The organism is Roseibium sp. AS2, assembly GCF_038900065.1.
Taxonomy (GTDB): domain Bacteria; phylum Pseudomonadota; class Alphaproteobacteria; order Rhizobiales; family Stappiaceae; genus Roseibium.
In genome coordinates, this window is sequence record NZ_JBBMQN010000003.1 from 246,892 (window position 1) to 262,497 (window position 15,606).

Consider the following 15,606-nt stretch of genomic DNA (forward strand, 5'->3'; position numbering starts at 1 on the left):
CATGAGCGAACCGATTTTCCATTCTTTCCCGACCCGCACCCTTGGCACCGTCGACGATGGCTTGCAGGTATCAGCCCTTGGCCTTGGCTGCATGGGCATGAGCGAATTCTACGGTGCCCGCGACGACGCACAATCGATGGAGACCCTCAATCGCGCACTCGACCTCGGCATCACCTTTCTGGACACGGCTGACACTTACGGTCTGGGTCACAACGAAGAGCTGATCGGCCGCCTGATAGCTGAACGCGGCCGCGACGCGATGAAGATCGCCACAAAGTTCGGCATTCAGCGCGAAAAAGGCGCTTATGCCCGCGACCTGAACAACGACCCGGCCTATGTCCGCACCGCATGCGAAGCCTCATTGCGACGCCTCGGAACAGACCGGATCGATCTGTTCTATATTCACCGCGTAGCATCGGATCGCCCGATCGAAGAGCCAATGAGCGCATTGGCAAAGCTGGTTGCCGAAGGCAAGGTGCGCCATGTCGGCATCTGCGAAGTCGGTACAGAAACGCTGCGCCGCGCCCACGCCGTTCATCCTGTCACTGCGTTACAGAGCGAATATTCGCTGTGGACACGGGATCCCGAGGACGGCCCGCTGGCGCTGTGCCGGGAGCTCGGCATCGGCTTCGTGCCTTATTCCCCCCTGGGGCGCGGCTTTCTGACGGGACAGATGACTTCCGCGGACGATCTGGACGATGATGATTTCCGCCGCGCGCACCCACGCTTCACGGACGGAAATTTCCAGAGCAACCTTTCAATTGTCGGTCATGTGAAGCGGCTCGCTGCGGAAAAAGACTGTACGCCTGCCCAGCTCGCCCTCGCCTGGGTCCTGGCGCAGGGCCAGGACATCGTGCCGATCCCCGGCACCAAGCGCCTTGCCTATCTCGAAGAAAACGCGCGTGCTCTCGATGTCACGCTGACGCCCGGCGATCTCGATCAACTCGACAGGCTTATGCCGCCCGGCATCGCCCATGGTGAGCGTTACACAGCTGAAGGCATGAAGGGGGTCAACGTGTGACCTGCCTTCGACCGGTTCATTCAGCCAGATCGCCTGCTACACCCCTCAGCCCCTTGTGCGCCCCTCTCACCCGATTGTGCGCAATCCACTTTTGAAACCCGTGCGCGCCGACACCATCTTGAAGGCCACCCCAAGGAGGACGAGACGATGCCAGCAGCCGAACACCCGCACCTTCAAGCCGCCATCCGCAACCCGGACAATCCGGCCCACCTCATGGTGATCAAGGACGTTCCGCGCCGGATCCGCATCTACAGCGGAGAGCTTCTGCTCGCCGACAGCAGCAATGCCCTGCGGGTTCTCGAGATCGGAAAGTCCTTCTACGATCCGGTGATCTATGTGCCGGAAACCGGTCTGAAGATCCATTTGGGCACGCTCGACAAGAGCACCCACTGCCCGATCAAGGGCGATGCGAGTTATGCTGCCCTGGAGGACCGGGAAATCGGCTGGGTCTACCGGACCCCAATTGAAATGGCACGGCGGCTGGCAGGCCATTATGCCTTCTGGCCGGAAAAGGTCCGGGTGGTGGAAGGCGACTAGAACACACTGTCAGCCCTTGCCGACATCCTCGACATAGACCAGCGCCCGTCCCTGGCAGATGCGGGTGCCGTCCGCCGCCTCGCACACGGTCTCCAGGTCGACCAGGTGTTTTTCAGGCCGCAACCGGGTGACGGTGACCGATGCGGTCAGCGGCTCGCCCACCGGCGCCGGCGCCAGGAATTCCAGGCTCTGCTTGAGGTAATTGGTGCCGCGGCCCGGCAGCTTCACACCGAGCAGATAGGAAAACAGACCGCCGATCAACGGCCCCGGCACCGTGTCCGGGACCCGGGCGTTTTCTCCGGCCAGAACCGCGAACTCCTGCATGTCCCGGACCGTGTAGCTGCGCGTCAATGCAGCGCGCCTGCCGATTTCCAGCGTCATTCGCCCACCTCCAGCGTGCAAGTCGCCGACAGCGTCACCGCGTCGTCCGCACTGCGCTTGACCTCGATGTCGATGACCTCAGGCCGGTCCGCATTGCGCAAGAACGTCAAGGTCAGCTCCTCGTTCGCATAGGCCGGATTTGGAAACATCAGGCTTTGCATCACGTGCCTCCGGCCCGGATACAACGCGTCCAGATGACCGAACACCCGCGTATATAACAGCATGCCGTGCGACACGGTCCGCCCGAAACGGGTGCGGGCGGAAAACGCCGGATCGACATGGATCGGATTGTCGTCGCCCGACAAGTCTGCGAAGGCATCGAAATCGGCCTGGTCCGGGGTCCACTTGAAGACAGCGCCGGGAGGCGTCTCGGGGCTGTGGTTCATGGGTTACGCATCCTCAGGTGTTTTTTCGGCCATATACCGGTCTTTCAGAACATTCTTGCGGACCTTGCCGGCGGCGGTCCGCGGCAGATCGGCAACGACAACGAAGTTTTTCGGGATCTTGTAGGCCGCAAGTGAAGTCCGGCACCAGTCCGCGAGCGAACCGATATCGATTGACCTGCCGGGCCGGGCGATCACGAAGGCTGCACCCACCTCGCCCCATTTGGCATTGGCCACTCCGATCACCACTGCTTCCAGGACCGCCGGATGGCCCTGCAGTGCATTTTCGACCTCGGCCGGATAGACGTTCTCGCCGCCGGAGATGTACATGTCCTTGATGCGGTCGATGATGAAATAGTACCCGTCCTCGTCGCGCTGGCCGATATCGCCGGATTTCAGCCAGCCGTCGGACGTGAAGGCGGCGGCCGTCGCCTCGGGGTCGTCCATGTAGCCGGGGGTCACGTTCGGTCCCCGGAACTGGATCTCGCCGTCTCCCGGGCCTTCGACGATCCCGCCGTCGGCGTCCACGAGCCGGACATCTGTCAGCATCTGCGGCTTGCCGACCGATCCAATCTTGTCCCTGGCATGCGCTGTGTCCATCAGGAACACCGTCGGGCCGGTTTCCGTCATGCCCATGCCGTTGCAGATGGTCGCACCACGCCCCTGAAATTCCTTCAGAAGATGCCTGGAAACCGGTGCTCCACCGCATCCCAGGGACCGGACCCGGGAGAAATCCGTCGAACCGATCCGGGAAGACAGGCTCATCGCCTGGTAGACCGCCGGGACCCCGAAGAAACAGGTCACCTGCCCGGCGGCGACAAGCTTCAGCACCGCATCGGCATCGAACTTGCGCAGCACCGTGGACGATCCGCCGTTCAGAAAGATCGGCAGGGTCGGCAGGTTGATACCGGCCGTGTGGAACAACGGCAGAAAGTTGACCCCCCTTTCGCCCATGGACAGGCCGGTGGCCTGGCAATAGTTGACCATGTTGGCGTAAGCCATGCCTGCGGTCTGGATAACCGCTTTGGGCAGGCCCGTGGTGCCGGAGGTGTTGAGCAGATACCAGGGAGCCGTTGTGCCGATGCGGCCGCAGCCGATCGCAGCCGGACTGGTGCGTTCCAGAAGCGGGTCCAGCGCGCTGCCGCCCCCCGCCGTTGCCCCCAGTGACAGCAGGCAGGTTCCCGTCTGTTCAGCCAAAAGCCGCGCCGTCTCCGCGAAGGCTTCGTCGTGGAAGAGCAGTTTTGCGCCCGAAGCCTCGAGGATCGGTTTCAGTTCCGGGGCCGGCTGGCGCCAGTTGAGCGGCACCAGCACGACGCCGGTCTTTTGTGCCGCGAACAGAAGAACGAAGAAATCCGGGTGGTTCAGGCAGAGCACCGCGACGCGGTCGCCTTTGCTGAGCCCCTTTCCCAGCAACAGGTTGCCGAGCCGGCTGGCCCGGTCGTTCACCTCGCCGAAACTGTATCGTCTGCCGGTCTCGTGATCGACAAAGGCAACCGCTTCAGGCATCAGCTCGGCCCGTTTCGCGGCCATGTCGGTCAAGAATTCCATGGCTCCTCCCAATCCCCCTGACAGCATACCTCGCCGACGCGCCTCAGGCGCGTCTTCTTGTAAAATCCTTCATACCTTCCAAAGCCCCCTGCCGGCCGATCAGATCCAGAAACCGGTTCTTTTCCTGGTCGAGCCGCTGACGGACATCTGTGCGCCGCCGCGCATCCCATATGCTCTGCCGCGTCGCCTGATGGGTCTGCGCGTAGCCCTTGCCGAGATCGCCGACCCAGTCGTCGATCAGGCCCGCAAGCCCGGACGCCGGACCGCCTCCCGATACCAGTCCCAACTCCTGTGCCTCGGCGGCGCCGATGCGCGTGTTCCGATACTGGATCGCCAGCGCACGCGCCGTGCCGATCCGGTCCGGCAGCAGCGCCGTCCAGCCGCCGTCCGGGCCAAAACCGACCATGCTGTAATAGGGCTGCACGAAGGCGTCTTGCGCCATGGCCACAAGATCCGCGGCCAGCATCAGCCCGGTCGACCCGCCCGTGACAGGGCCGTTGACCGCTGCCATGACAGGCGCCGGAAAGGCAAGCAGGTCCAGAATGGCCTCGTGCAGACCGCCAACCAGGAGATCCGCGTACGACCTGAGCTGATCCCGCGATCCCGCATGGTCCAGAAATCCGTCCAGGTCGCCGCCGGTCGAAAAGCTGTCACCGCGCCCGGACAGGACCAGGGCCGCGGGGTCCCTCTCGGCTGCCGCGGCGATGGCGGCCCGCAGATCGTCCACCAGCGCCGGCACCAGCGCATTGTGCCGTTCGGGCCGGTTCAGCCAAAGCCAGACGGCGCCTTTTCGCATTTCGGTCTCCACCAGGCTCATCTTACGCGCCTCACGGGTTCCGGCTTCAAGGCTTGATGCCGTTGGCAATCAGGTCGTAGGCGCTGTCGACCAGCGCTTCGATGGGCTTGTCGGACTTGAAGACCACAAGCTGTTCGCCGAGCGAGCGGGCGATCCCCATGAGCGCCCACGCACGGGTCTCCGGATCGCCGGCGGAGATCTGCCCGGCGGCCTCGGCGTCTTCAAGCCCGGTCCGGTATCCGGCCGCGAAGGTCACATAATAGGCTTCATAGGCGTCCGGATCCACGAACAGGGCCTCCTGAACGATCCGGTAGAGATCGGGGTGCGCACGAACGAATTCCAGGAAAGCACGGAGGCCGGCCTTTTCGGCTTCGAGCCTGTTGCCGATGCCCTGGGTCGCCTCTGCGATGGTGTGGCGGACCAGCCGTCCCATTTCCAGAACCAGCTCCGAAAACACCTGCTCTTTCGTGGTGAAATAGATATAGAATGTGCCTTGGGCGACACCGGCTTCGCTGGTAATATGGCCGATGGAGGCGTCGTTGTAGCCCTTCTCGCCAATGACCCGTTCGGCAGCGGCAAGAATTCCGCGGCGCGTGGCTTCCCCGCGCGCGGTCTTGGGCTGTCCCGTTTTTGGATGGCCCGTTTTTGGATGGCCGGATTTGGGGGTTTTACCCGCCGCCCTGATCGGCATGTCTGCCTCGTCGGCCGGTTTGCGCACGTCCTGTATCCTCCCGAAACCATCGAAACATGAACCAGTATTCATGTTTGCGGATTGAAAGCAAGAAACTTCTTCAAATTCGACCGGACCAGACGGAAAAGTGATTCCCCCGGGCAATCCTACCGGCGCGCGATCGAACAGGTTCCTACCTAAGCTGAATGCATGTTTTTTGTGAGTTTATGACCTAGGGCGTTTGGCCGCAGCGTGTGATTTGACCTTGATCAAGGCACAAACATTGATATGCAGTTTTGAATGGCTATAAATTAGCTGCTACTCTGGTTGCGGACGAAAAGACGGGCTCCGGAGATTAACATACCGCGCGGAACTGAAGAGTCGCGCGGGCCTGGGGAGAGGCGCTTGCGGCGAACGCCGGCGAAGAGAGGATCCTGAGTATGGACGTGAACGCGTATCTGGAAGAACGCCTCGGCAAATTGCATGACAACGGGAATTACCGCGTCTTCGCGGATCTCGAACGTCAGGCCGGCGACTTTCCGCGCGCGACACGCTACCGCGAGGACGGCTCCGTTCAGGATGTGACTGTGTGGTGCTCCAACGATTATCTCGGCATGGGCCAGAACGACAAGGTCGTTTCGGCCATGCAGGATGTCATTTCCAAATGCGGCGCCGGGGCCGGAGGCACCCGCAACATTTCCGGCACCAACCACTATCACGTTCTCCTGGAAAACGAGCTCGCCGACCTGCACGCCAAGGAAGCGGCCCTGATCTTCACCTCAGGTTACGTGTCCAACTGGGCGGCGCTCGGAACGCTTGCCTCCCAGGTCCCGGGCATGATCGTCTATTCCGACGCGCTGAACCATGCCTCCATGATCGAGGGCATTCGCCACGCCCGCTGCGAAAAGCGTGTCTTCAAGCACAATGATGTCGCCGATCTGGAACGCCTGATGGCCGCCGATGACCCGGACTCCCCGAAACTGGTCGCTTTCGAAAGCGTCTATTCCATGGACGGCGACATCGCGCCGATCGGGGAGCTCTGCGACGTCGCCGACAAATACGGCGCACTGACCTATCTGGACGAAGTACACGCCGTGGGCATGTACGGATCGCGTGGCGGCGGCGTCGCCGAGCGCGAGGGCCTGATGGACAGGCTCACCATAATCGAAGGCACGCTCGGCAAGGCCTTCGGCGTCATGGGCGGGTACATCACCGGCACCAGGACGGTGATCGACTTCATCCGCTCCTTTGCCTCCGGCTTCATCTTCACCACCGCCCTGCCGCCGGCACTTGCCGCCGGCGCGACGGCCTCGATCCGCCATCTCAAAGACAGCCCGTTCGAGCGCAAGGCACACAAGGACCGTGTCGCCCAGGTGCGCGCGGCGCTCGACAAGCGCGGCATTCCGCACATGGAAAACCCGAGCCACATCGTTCCGGTGATGGTCGGCGACGCCAAGAAGTGCAAGTGGATCTCCGACATCCTGCTGGAGACCTACGGCATCTATGTCCAGCCGATCAACTATCCGACGGTACCTGTCGGCGCCGAGCGCCTGCGTTTCACGCCGACGCCGCTGCACACGGCCGCAGACATCGAACACCTCGCAGATGCCATCAACGACCTCTGGTCGCAATGCGCTCTCGCCCGGGCCGTGGCGTAAACCCGTCAGGACTGCTGTTTGTGAAACCCGCTCTCCTCCGGAGGGCGGGTTTTTTTTCGCCTCCGCCGTTCCGGACGCGTGTGCCCCAAGCCGAACCCCGGTCCGCAATGACTTCAGGGATTTTGCCGTCACCTCTTCTCCAGATCCCGCCCCTGCCCTAGCTACCCTTTGAGAGCCAGTTCACGGGGAGCATCGCCGATGCGGATACTTTTTGCCTTTCTTGCCTGCTGGCTTCTGGCCACATCGGCCTCTCGGTCAGAAGACGTTGACCTGGAACTCGTCCTGCTCGCCGATGCGACCGGGTCTATAGACGAGGCGGAAATCCGGTTCCAGCGGCGCGGCTATGCCGAGGCGATCACCGACCCGTCGGTGCTCAAGGCGATTTCCAGCAACATCTACGGCAAGATCGCCGTCACCTATGTCGAATGGGCGGACATGCTCTCCCAGGATGTCGTGGTCGACTGGACGGTGATCGACGGTCCGGTCCCTGCGGAAGCCTTCGCCGAAAAGCTCATGGCCGCGCCGCGGCGCGCCTATGGGCGCAACGCCATCGGCGCCGCGTTGCTGAAAGGCAAGGACCTGATCGACGGCAACGGCCACAGAGGGCTTCGCCGCGTCATCGATCTCTCCGCCGACAGCGCCAACAACTGGAACGGGCCGACCATTGCGGAGGCAAGGGAGGCCGTCGTGTCCTCCGGGATCGTCATCAACGGCCTGGCCGTCCTGTGCCGGCACTGCTCCGGGCGTCCGGTCTCCTACGATCTCGAAGAACGCTTCTTCCAGGAGATCATCGGCGGCCCGGCCTCGTTCGTGGTCACTGCCGACAGCGCCGGGACCTTCGCCGAGGCCGTGCGCAAGAAACTGATCCTTGAAATCGCCGCCAGGCCCGAGGATTCCCGGCGCATCCTCAAGCGGACGGCGCGGCTACGCATGGAGGAAAAAACAGTCGATACGGTCCCGGCTCGCCGACAGTGAATTTAAAAAACCCTCCGGGAATTTCACGGTTGCCACACGGGAGTGTCATCTGCTTGTGATTTGAGTTGGCGGTGCCGTCTTGCCCTAATGCCGCCGAGGGCTTTGGGAGAGAGATATTTTTTATGGCCACCGGTCTTTTGATGCTGGCGATGTTTACCGTCTGCTACACCTTGCTGGCAAAAACCCTGTCCAACGGCATTCTCACTGCGCCAATCCTGTTCATCGGGTTCGGCTATGTGATGGCTCAGACCGGAATGTTTCCCTTTGAGGATGCCGAACATCTCCTGCACATCGTTGCAGAAGTCGCCCTCATTATCCTGCTGTTTCTGGATGCCGCGCAGATCAACCTGAAATCCTTGCGACAGCGCCATCAGTGGCCGCTGCGCATGCTGATGATCGGCCTGCCGCTGGCAGTTGTGATCGGCACGGCGGTCGCCGCGCCGCTGCTCTCGCCCATGCCGATCCTTGTTGCGGCGCTCGCTGCGGCCCTTCTAGCCCCCACGGACGCGGCGCTCGGCCAGGCGGTCGTCACCAACAAGGCCGTGCCGGAACGCGTCCGCCGGGCGCTGACCCTGGAAAGCGGCCTGAATGACGGGATGGCCCTGCCGGTCATCCTGCTGTTTGCGAGCCTCGTTGGCGAAATGATGCAACCCGAGGCAACGAACTGGCTGCTGTTCGGTGCCAAACAGCTCCTTTTCGGACCGCTCGTCGGCGGCCTCATCGGAGCCGTCGGCGGCGTCATGTTCCTGGCGGCCAAGCGGCGCAAGATGACCTCGGCAACCATCGAGGGCATCGGCGCCCTCGCCATGGCCAGCGGCGCCTATCTGGCGGCTGCAATGGTCGACGGCAACGGCTTCATCTCCGCCTTTGTCGCCGGGCTTTTCTTCGGCAATGTCATCAAGGGCCAATGTGCCTTCATTTTCGAGTTCACGGAAAGCGAAGGCCAGATGCTGGCTTGGGGCGCTTTTTTCCTGATCGGACTTGCGCTGGTACCGAACGCAGTCGCTCATCTCGATGGAAGGATGCTCACCATCATCCTGACCAGCCTCTTCATCGTCCGGCCGCTGGCGATCTGGCTGTCGCTGACAGGCACCGATGCGGCACCGCTGACCAAACTCTTTTTCGGTTGGTTCGGCCCGCGCGGGCTGGCAACCGCCTTGTTTGCCCTGCTGGTCGTCGATCAGCTCGATCACGAGATCGGCGAGTATCTGTTGAATCTTGCCGTCAACGCCGTGTGGATCAGTGCCGTCCTGCACGGTGTCACAGCCGTGCCGCTCTCCAGGTGGTACGGCGCGCGCATGTCGGAAAATGAAGGCGCCGCCGAAATGAAAACCGTGCCGCCGATGCGGCCTAAGCCTACAGCCGAACAACGATAACTGGAACAATCAACTGCCAGGGCGGAAACGCCGTTAGCCGGAGGAATCATGAAAAGACAAGTAGTTGCCTCTTTAAGCGCTTTACCCGACAGAGAGCCGCAATATGCGCTCGTGGCCGATGTCGACCTTGTGGTCGTCCGCTTTGACGACGAGGTCTCGGTTTTCTACGGCCGCTGCCTGCACCGCGGTGCACTGATGTCCGACGGCTATGTCGACGGCAAGAACCTGATCTGCGGTGTGCATTATTGGGACTACCGCCTCGACAGCGGCGTTTCCGAATACAACAATTCCGAGGCCCTGCCGAAATTTGCGTGCTGGGTCGAGAACGACGACATCTTCGTCGACGAGGATGAAATTACCGCCTGGGCGGAGGAAAACCCGCAGCCATTCGACCGTGAGGGCTATCTCGGCCTTTATGCCGATCCCAGCCACGGCGCTGAGGAAGAGCCTTACAACGGCCTGATCCAGCAATATGCCCGGGACGGCCTTTCCAAGACCGGGCATCATGGCAAGGTCGACGCCATGGGTGTACCGCGCGCCGAACTGCCCGACTGGGATGACATCCAGATCCTCACCGCCCAGTTGCAGCGCTTTCCGCTTCTGGATGCCGATCCGGTGGGCACCGATGTGGTGATCGGACCGAATGCGCAAAAACCGCTCCGGCTCAGGATCCCGCTTTTCGTTTCCGACATGAGCTTCGGTGCGCTGTCGGAGCCGGCGAAGGTCGCGCTTGCCCGTGGCGCGGAACTCGCAGGTACCGGTATCTGCTCCGGTGAAGGCGGCATGCTCCCTGAAGAGCAGCAAGCCTGTTCGAGGTATTTCTACGAACTCGCCTCGGCCCGCTTCGGGTTTTCCTGGGACAAGCTCGACAAGGTCCAGGCCTTTCATTTCAAGGGCGGCCAGGGCGCCAAGACCGGCACCGGAGGGCATCTGCCCGGCGCAAAGGTGCAGGGCAGGATCGCCGAGGTTCGTGGCCTGGCCGAAGGCGAGGATGCGATCTCGCCTCCGCGCTTTCCGGACTGGACCGAGTGCTCGGAGGTAAAGGACTTCGCCGACGAGGTGCGCAGCCGCACGGGCGGCATTCCGATCGGCTACAAACTCTCCGCCCAGCACATCGAAAAGGACATCGACGCGGCGCTGGAAGTCGGTGTCGACTACATCATCCTCGATGGCCGCGGCGGCGGTACGGGGGCCGCGCCGATCATTTTCCGCGACAACATCTCCGTGCCGACCATTCCCGCGCTCGCCCGCGCCCGCCGGCATCTGGACCGGTTGGGCCGGTCCGATGTGACGCTGGTCATTACCGGCGGATTGCGCAAGCCGGCGGACTTCGTCAAGGCGCTTGCGCTCGGCGCCGATGCAATCGCCCTTTCCAATTCGGCGATGCAGGCGATCGGCTGCATTGCCATGCGTGCCTGCCACACCAACAATTGCCCCGTCGGCATCGCCACCCAGAAACCGCATCTGGTGAACCGGCTGCAGATCGAAAAATCCGCGCGCCAGCTCACCAATTTCTTCGATGCCTCGGTTGAGCTGATGCAGGTGATGGCCCGCGCCTGCGGCTATTCCCATCTCAACCGGTTCTGCCCGGAGGATCTGACCACCTGGAAACGGGAAATGGCGGATCTTTCCGGGGTTGCCTATGGCGGTGTCACTCGGCCATGATGGCCACTCGAGGAGGAAAGACGATGGACGCGCACGACCTCGACTGGATCAGGGTTGGTCAGATCGACGATCTGCCGGAGGGCCGGGTCAAGACGGTTACCGCCCGCACCACATCCGTTTGCCTGTCCCATTTCGACGGCCGGTGGGCTGCGATGGACAATCATTGCCCGCATCAGCGCGGGCCGCTCGGCGAAGGTTCGATCGAAAAGGGCAGCGACGGCAAATGCTGGATCCGTTGTCCCTGGCACGGCTGGGATTTCGACCCGTTGACGGGCACGCCTCCCGGCGGCCACGAGGACAGCGGCCAGAAACTCTACCCGTTGAAAATCGAGGACGGCGAGATCTTCGTCGGCCTCGAGCCGGAACCGGAGCACGAACGCACGGTCACCGATGTCATGACCGAAACCATGGTCAACTGGGGTGTCAAACGCGTGTTCGGCATGGTCGGCCATTCCAATCTGGGTCTGGCCGACGCAATCCGCAGACAGGTGAACCAGGGCAAACTCGGCTATGTCGGCATCCGCCACGAGGGTGCGGCGGCCTTTGCCGCCTCTGCCTATGGCAAGCTGACCGGCAAACCCGCTGCCTGCCTGACCATAGCCGGCCCCGGTGCGACCAATCTTCTGACCGGCCTGTGGGACGCCAAGGTCGACCGTGCACCGGTGCTGGCGCTGACCGGCCAGGTGCAGACCCAGGTCTTCGGCCCGGGCGCCTTCCAGGACATCGACCTCAAATCCGCCTTCGACGCCGTGTCGCGCTTCTCGCAGCCGGTGCTGGCGACGTCCAATCACGCCGAACTCATGTCGCTTGCGCTGAAAACCGCAATGGTCGAACGCGATGTCGCCCACCTGATCTTCCCGGACGATGTCCAGACCTTGCCCAGCGCCAAGGAGGCCGCCGGTCCGCACGGACGCCTCGGCGGCACGCAGATAACACCTTCCTCCGACGACCTTGCCAGGGCTGTAGATCTCATCAATGGTGCCAGGCGTCCTGCCATCGTGCTCGGCTATGGCGCCAGAACCGTCCGCGACAAGGTGATTGCGCTGGCTGAACGGATCGGCGCGCCGGTCCTGACCACTTTCAAGGGCAAGGGGCTCATCCCCGACAGCCACCCGCTCGCAGCCGGTGTCCTCGGCCGGTCCGGCACCCCGATCGCCAGTTGGTTCATGAACGAGGCGGACCTTATCGTCTCCCTCGGCTCCTCTTTTGCCAATCATACCGGGATTGCACCCTACAAGCCGATCATCCAGGTGGATTTCGAGCGCATGCAGCTCGGCAAGTTCCATCCCGTCACGCTGCCGGTCTGGGGCGAGATCGGCAGGTTCTGCGAGGCCATCGCGGACCGGGTTGCCAGGCCCGGCGACGCGCCGGACCAGATCGCGGAGCTTTCCGGGCGATGGGCGATCTGGCGCGAGGAAAAGGAGCGGCGGCTGACGGAAGATCAGGGCCGGGGCATTCACTCGGCCGCGATCTTCAAGGCCCTTGGCGAACTCTGCCCGGAAGATGCGATCATTCCCGTCGACGTCGGCAACAACACCTATTCCTTCGGCCGCTATTTCGAACCGCGCGGCCAGCGCATCCTGATGTCCGGATATCTCGGGTCAATCGGCTTCGGCCTGCCGGCAGCGATCGGCGCCTGGTGCGCGACCCAGGATTTCGCCGACTACAAGGGCCGCAAGGTGATCTCGATTTCCGGCGACGGCGGTTTCGGCCAATACGCCATGGAGTTCACCACCGCCGTGAAATATGGCATGAACATTACGCATATTCTGCTGAACAACTCCGAACTCGGCAAGATCTCCAAGGAGCAGCGCTCCGGCGAGTGGCCGGTCTGGGAGACCGGCCTGGCCAACCCGTCCTTCGCCGCCTTCGCACGGCTTTGCGGTGGTCAGGGGCACCGGGTGACGGATGCCGCCGAGTTGAACGGCGCCATCGCCGACGCGATCGCTCACGACGGCCCGTCGCTCGTGGAGATCATCACCGACGCGGACCTGGTTTGAGCCGGGGACACGAGGAAACGCGTCCTTGCGAGGTCAAGGATGACAAGTGAACAGGTGTTTGAGGAGGCCTTGGAACACATATGCAGACCGCAGCTGTTCTGATCGACATCGGCCGCTATTACCTGATGGCCGGGGGCGTGGTCGCCGCCCTGTTTCTGGTCGTCGGCATCGACCGGGTGGAGCCCTCCGCGCGCGGGTCCCATGCCTTCCGGCCGCTGCTCATCCCCGGCATTTGCCTGATCTGGCCACTGGTGCTCTACCGCTGGATCGCGCTTGAAAGATCCGGGCCGGAAAACAAAGGAAAGGACGCAGGATGAAACGCGCCCACCGCACCGCCCATGCCCGGATCTGGACGGCCCTCGGTATCCTGCTGCCCCTGGCGTTTTTCACGGTTCTTGCCCTGCGCCAGACGCCGCCCGCAGACCGGCCGGCAATCCTGATCGAGGCGCCGGCCGGCATCGCCGCCCCGGAGATCGACCCGGAGACCACCCAGGAGACCCCTCAGTGAGTGTTCAATACACACCGGTCATCTGGAACCGCAACAAGATCGTCTATGACGCCGTCCTGCTGATTGCCGTGGCGCTGTATCTGTATCTCTTCATCCGTGTCGGCCCGTCATACGAGGATGTCACAAGGCCCATCGACGGGGCAATCCTCAGGATGCGCGCCTTCGGCAGCTGCGCCTTCCTGATGCTGACCGTGATCCTGTGCATCGGTCCGCTGGCGCGGCTCGACCGGCGCTTCCTGCCGCTGCTCTATAACCGCCGTCACTTCGGCGTCATGACCGCAGGCATCGCGGCCGTCCACGCCAACTACGTGCTCGGCTGGTATTTCAATTTCTCTCCGACAGACCAGTATGTCGCCCTGCTTTCCTCCAACACCAGCTTCGGCCAGATCCTCGGCTTTCCGTTCGAGGCTTTCGGCCTCGCGGCGCTGATCATCCTGCTGGTGCTGGCGGCCACCAGCCACGACTTCTGGCTGAGCTTTCTGGGCGCCCCGGTCTGGAAGACGCTGCACATGGCGGTCTATGCCGCTTATGCCTTCGTGGTCCTGCATGTGGCGCTTGGCGCCTTGCAGGGGCCGGGCGACCCGGTGTTCACCGCGATCGTTGCGGCCGGCGTGGTCGTGGTCTCCGGCCTGCATTTCGCAACCGGGCGCATGGAGGCGAACCGGGACCGCGGCGAGGCGACCGCGAAAGCCTCGCTGGAACAGCAGGGCTGGGTCGTCGCCGGCGAACTGGACGACATCGACACCGACTGCGCCAGGGTTGTGTCCCTGTCCGGCGACGAACGGGTGGCGATCTTCAAGTATGACGGCAAACTGTCGGCGATCACCAATGTCTGCGCCCACCAGAACGGACCGCTCGGCGAAGGCAAGGTGCTGTGGGGCTGCATCACCTGCCCCTGGCACGGCTACCAGTACAATCTCGCCGACGGCCGCGCCCCGGCCCCCTTCACCGAGAAGATTTCGACCTACCGTCTGAAGCTGATCGGCACGACCATCCTGCTCGACCCGAACGCCCTGCCGCCCGGAACCCATGTCGACCCGGTCACATTCGGAGACACCCCATGAGCTGGAGACAAACCAGGGACGCGCCGTTTTTCGTCGGCTACCTCAATGCGGTGCCGAGACCACTGGTGGTTTTTCTTTCCATCTTCACAGTGTGCTTCGTAGGCGGCCTGGGGCTCGCGGCCCTTGCGCTGTCGTCGACCCAGAACGATCCGGGCAACGGCGGCTTCCGGTGGGGCGACCGGTTCGAAAAAACCGGCATGCTGGAACTCAGACCCTACCCGGTCTTCCGTGTGCCCGCGGACGGCGAGAGCCCCGCGCGCAGCTACATGCTCGCCGGCCAGGGAAAGCGCGGCGTGTTCGATCAGGCGGAAAGTTTCGCAGACCAGACCGTGACCCTGCGCGGCGTGCCGGTCAGCCGGGGCGACCTCACCATGATCCAGGTCGGCAAGGTGGAAGCCTCTGCCGGGGACACTTCCGGAGACGCTTCCGGGGACACTGGCGAACTCAACCTGTCCGACCCCGTCCCGCTCGGCCGCTGGAAACTGACCGGCGAGATCTGCGACGGCAAGTGTTATGCCGGTGCGATGCGGCCGGGTCGCGGCCTCGCCCACAAGGCCTGCGCCGATCTCTGCCTCACCGGCGGCATTCCTCCGGTCTTCGTATCTTCCGGTCCGGTCGCGGGCCGCAACTTCTTCCTGCTGGCGGACAGCAACGGCAATCTGCTCGGCGACGACCTCGATCCCCTGCTTGCGCTCTACATCGAAGTGGAGGGCGACATCGAGCAACTGGATGACCTGATGATCTTCAAGGTGGATCCGGCAACCGCGAGAGTGCTGAAATGAGCGCATCCGAACAGCCCCGCTGGCGAACCGTGCTCACGTCTCTGGTCATGACCCTGGGTCTTGTGGCCGCCGTCTATTATGTCTGGACCTATGCCAACACGGGCGCCCGGGAGTTCGCGCGCGGCACGCTTTTGACCGATCTCAGGTTTTTCGTCGGTCTGCTCGCCGTGTTCCTGGCGCTGACGTTCTTCGACCGGATTATCGGGTTCGTGAAATCGAGGCTCAATGGCCGGCAGCCCTGA

At 63.0% G+C, this 15,606-nt stretch carries 17 protein-coding genes; 12 read left to right on the forward strand and 5 right to left on the reverse strand.

Translation table 11 applies throughout. The features are described from left to right. The first annotated feature begins 1 nt into the window (after position 1). Complete coding sequence (locus WNZ15_RS10090) at positions 2 to 1,021, forward strand: aldo/keto reductase (RefSeq protein ID WP_342892842.1); 1,020 nt, start codon at positions 2 to 4, stop codon at positions 1,019 to 1,021. A 147-nt stretch (positions 1,022 to 1,168) separates the two neighbouring features. Next, positions 1,169 to 1,558 (forward strand): DUF427 domain-containing protein, encoded by a 390-nt coding sequence (locus WNZ15_RS10095; RefSeq protein ID WP_342892843.1) that lies wholly within the window; start codon positions 1,169 to 1,171, stop codon positions 1,556 to 1,558. Between the two features lie 9 nt (positions 1,559 to 1,567). On the opposite strand, the gene WNZ15_RS10100 is transcribed toward WNZ15_RS10095, so the two are convergent. The 5 genes from WNZ15_RS10100 to WNZ15_RS10120 are packed head-to-tail and all read right to left on the reverse strand — an operon-like array spanning position 1,568 to position 5,384. Then, positions 1,568 to 1,939 carry a phosphate acetyltransferase gene (locus WNZ15_RS10100; RefSeq protein WP_342892844.1) on the reverse strand — a complete coding sequence of 124 codons (372 nt, stop codon included), beginning with the start codon at positions 1,937 to 1,939 and terminating at the stop codon, positions 1,568 to 1,570. After that, the gene (locus tag WNZ15_RS10105) at positions 1,936 to 2,325 is read right to left on the reverse strand and encodes a MaoC family dehydratase (protein WP_342892845.1); all 390 of its coding nucleotides are present in this window, start codon (positions 2,323 to 2,325) and stop codon (positions 1,936 to 1,938) included. The genes WNZ15_RS10100 and WNZ15_RS10105 overlap by 4 nt, the downstream gene beginning before the upstream one ends. A 3-nt stretch (positions 2,326 to 2,328) precedes the next feature. Next, positions 2,329 to 3,870 (reverse strand): AMP-binding protein, encoded by a 1,542-nt coding sequence (locus WNZ15_RS10110; protein ID WP_342892846.1) that lies wholly within the window; start codon positions 3,868 to 3,870, stop codon positions 2,329 to 2,331. Positions 3,871 to 3,913: 43 nt separating this feature from the next. After that, on the reverse strand, positions 3,914 to 4,666 hold the full coding sequence (locus tag WNZ15_RS10115; protein WP_342892847.1) for an enoyl-CoA hydratase/isomerase family protein: 753 nt from the start codon (positions 4,664 to 4,666) through the stop codon (positions 3,914 to 3,916). Between the two features lie 46 nt (positions 4,667 to 4,712). Next, positions 4,713 to 5,384, reverse strand: coding sequence for a TetR/AcrR family transcriptional regulator (locus WNZ15_RS10120; protein ID WP_342892848.1), 672 nt, complete (start codon positions 5,382 to 5,384; stop codon positions 4,713 to 4,715). A 392-nt stretch (positions 5,385 to 5,776) separates the two neighbouring features. Between WNZ15_RS10120 and hemA the strand changes: the two genes are divergently transcribed. The 10 genes from hemA (at position 5,777) to WNZ15_RS10170 (ending at position 15,606) form a co-directional block, all read left to right on the forward strand. After that, positions 5,777 to 6,994, forward strand: a complete 1,218-nt coding sequence (gene hemA / locus WNZ15_RS10125) for a 5-aminolevulinate synthase (RefSeq protein WP_342892849.1) — start codon at positions 5,777 to 5,779, stop codon at positions 6,992 to 6,994. A 198-nt stretch (positions 6,995 to 7,192) separates the two neighbouring features. Beyond that, on the forward strand, positions 7,193 to 7,969 hold the full coding sequence (locus tag WNZ15_RS10130) for a DUF1194 domain-containing protein (RefSeq protein WP_342892850.1): 777 nt from the start codon (positions 7,193 to 7,195) through the stop codon (positions 7,967 to 7,969). A gap of 122 nt (positions 7,970 to 8,091) precedes the next feature. Beyond that, complete coding sequence (locus tag WNZ15_RS10135) at positions 8,092 to 9,345, forward strand: cation:proton antiporter (RefSeq protein ID WP_342892851.1); 1,254 nt, start codon at positions 8,092 to 8,094, stop codon at positions 9,343 to 9,345. Positions 9,346 to 9,393: 48 nt separating this feature from the next. Then, complete coding sequence (locus WNZ15_RS10140; protein WP_342892852.1) at positions 9,394 to 11,010, forward strand: glutamate synthase-related protein; 1,617 nt, start codon at positions 9,394 to 9,396, stop codon at positions 11,008 to 11,010. Between the two features lie 23 nt (positions 11,011 to 11,033). Further along, complete coding sequence (locus tag WNZ15_RS10145) at positions 11,034 to 13,010, forward strand: thiamine pyrophosphate-binding protein (protein ID WP_342892853.1); 1,977 nt, start codon at positions 11,034 to 11,036, stop codon at positions 13,008 to 13,010. A gap of 80 nt (positions 13,011 to 13,090) precedes the next feature. Next, positions 13,091 to 13,327: a hypothetical protein gene (locus WNZ15_RS10150; protein WP_342892854.1), complete on the forward strand. Its 237-nt coding sequence runs from the start codon at positions 13,091 to 13,093 to the stop codon at positions 13,325 to 13,327. Further along, the gene (locus WNZ15_RS10155; RefSeq protein WP_342892855.1) at positions 13,324 to 13,518 is read left to right on the forward strand and encodes a hypothetical protein; all 195 of its coding nucleotides are present in this window, start codon (positions 13,324 to 13,326) and stop codon (positions 13,516 to 13,518) included. The genes WNZ15_RS10150 and WNZ15_RS10155 overlap by 4 nt, the downstream gene beginning before the upstream one ends. Further along, positions 13,515 to 14,582: a Rieske 2Fe-2S domain-containing protein gene (locus tag WNZ15_RS10160; RefSeq protein ID WP_342892856.1), complete on the forward strand. Its 1,068-nt coding sequence runs from the start codon at positions 13,515 to 13,517 to the stop codon at positions 14,580 to 14,582. Before WNZ15_RS10155 ends, WNZ15_RS10160 begins: the two co-directional genes overlap by 4 nt. Further along, positions 14,579 to 15,364, forward strand: a complete 786-nt coding sequence (locus tag WNZ15_RS10165) for a hypothetical protein (RefSeq protein ID WP_342892857.1) — start codon at positions 14,579 to 14,581, stop codon at positions 15,362 to 15,364. The genes WNZ15_RS10160 and WNZ15_RS10165 overlap by 4 nt, the downstream gene beginning before the upstream one ends. Continuing rightward, a complete protein-coding gene (locus WNZ15_RS10170; RefSeq protein ID WP_342892858.1) occupies positions 15,361 to 15,606 on the forward strand; it encodes a hypothetical protein in 246 nt (81 codons plus the stop codon). The genes WNZ15_RS10165 and WNZ15_RS10170 overlap by 4 nt, the downstream gene beginning before the upstream one ends.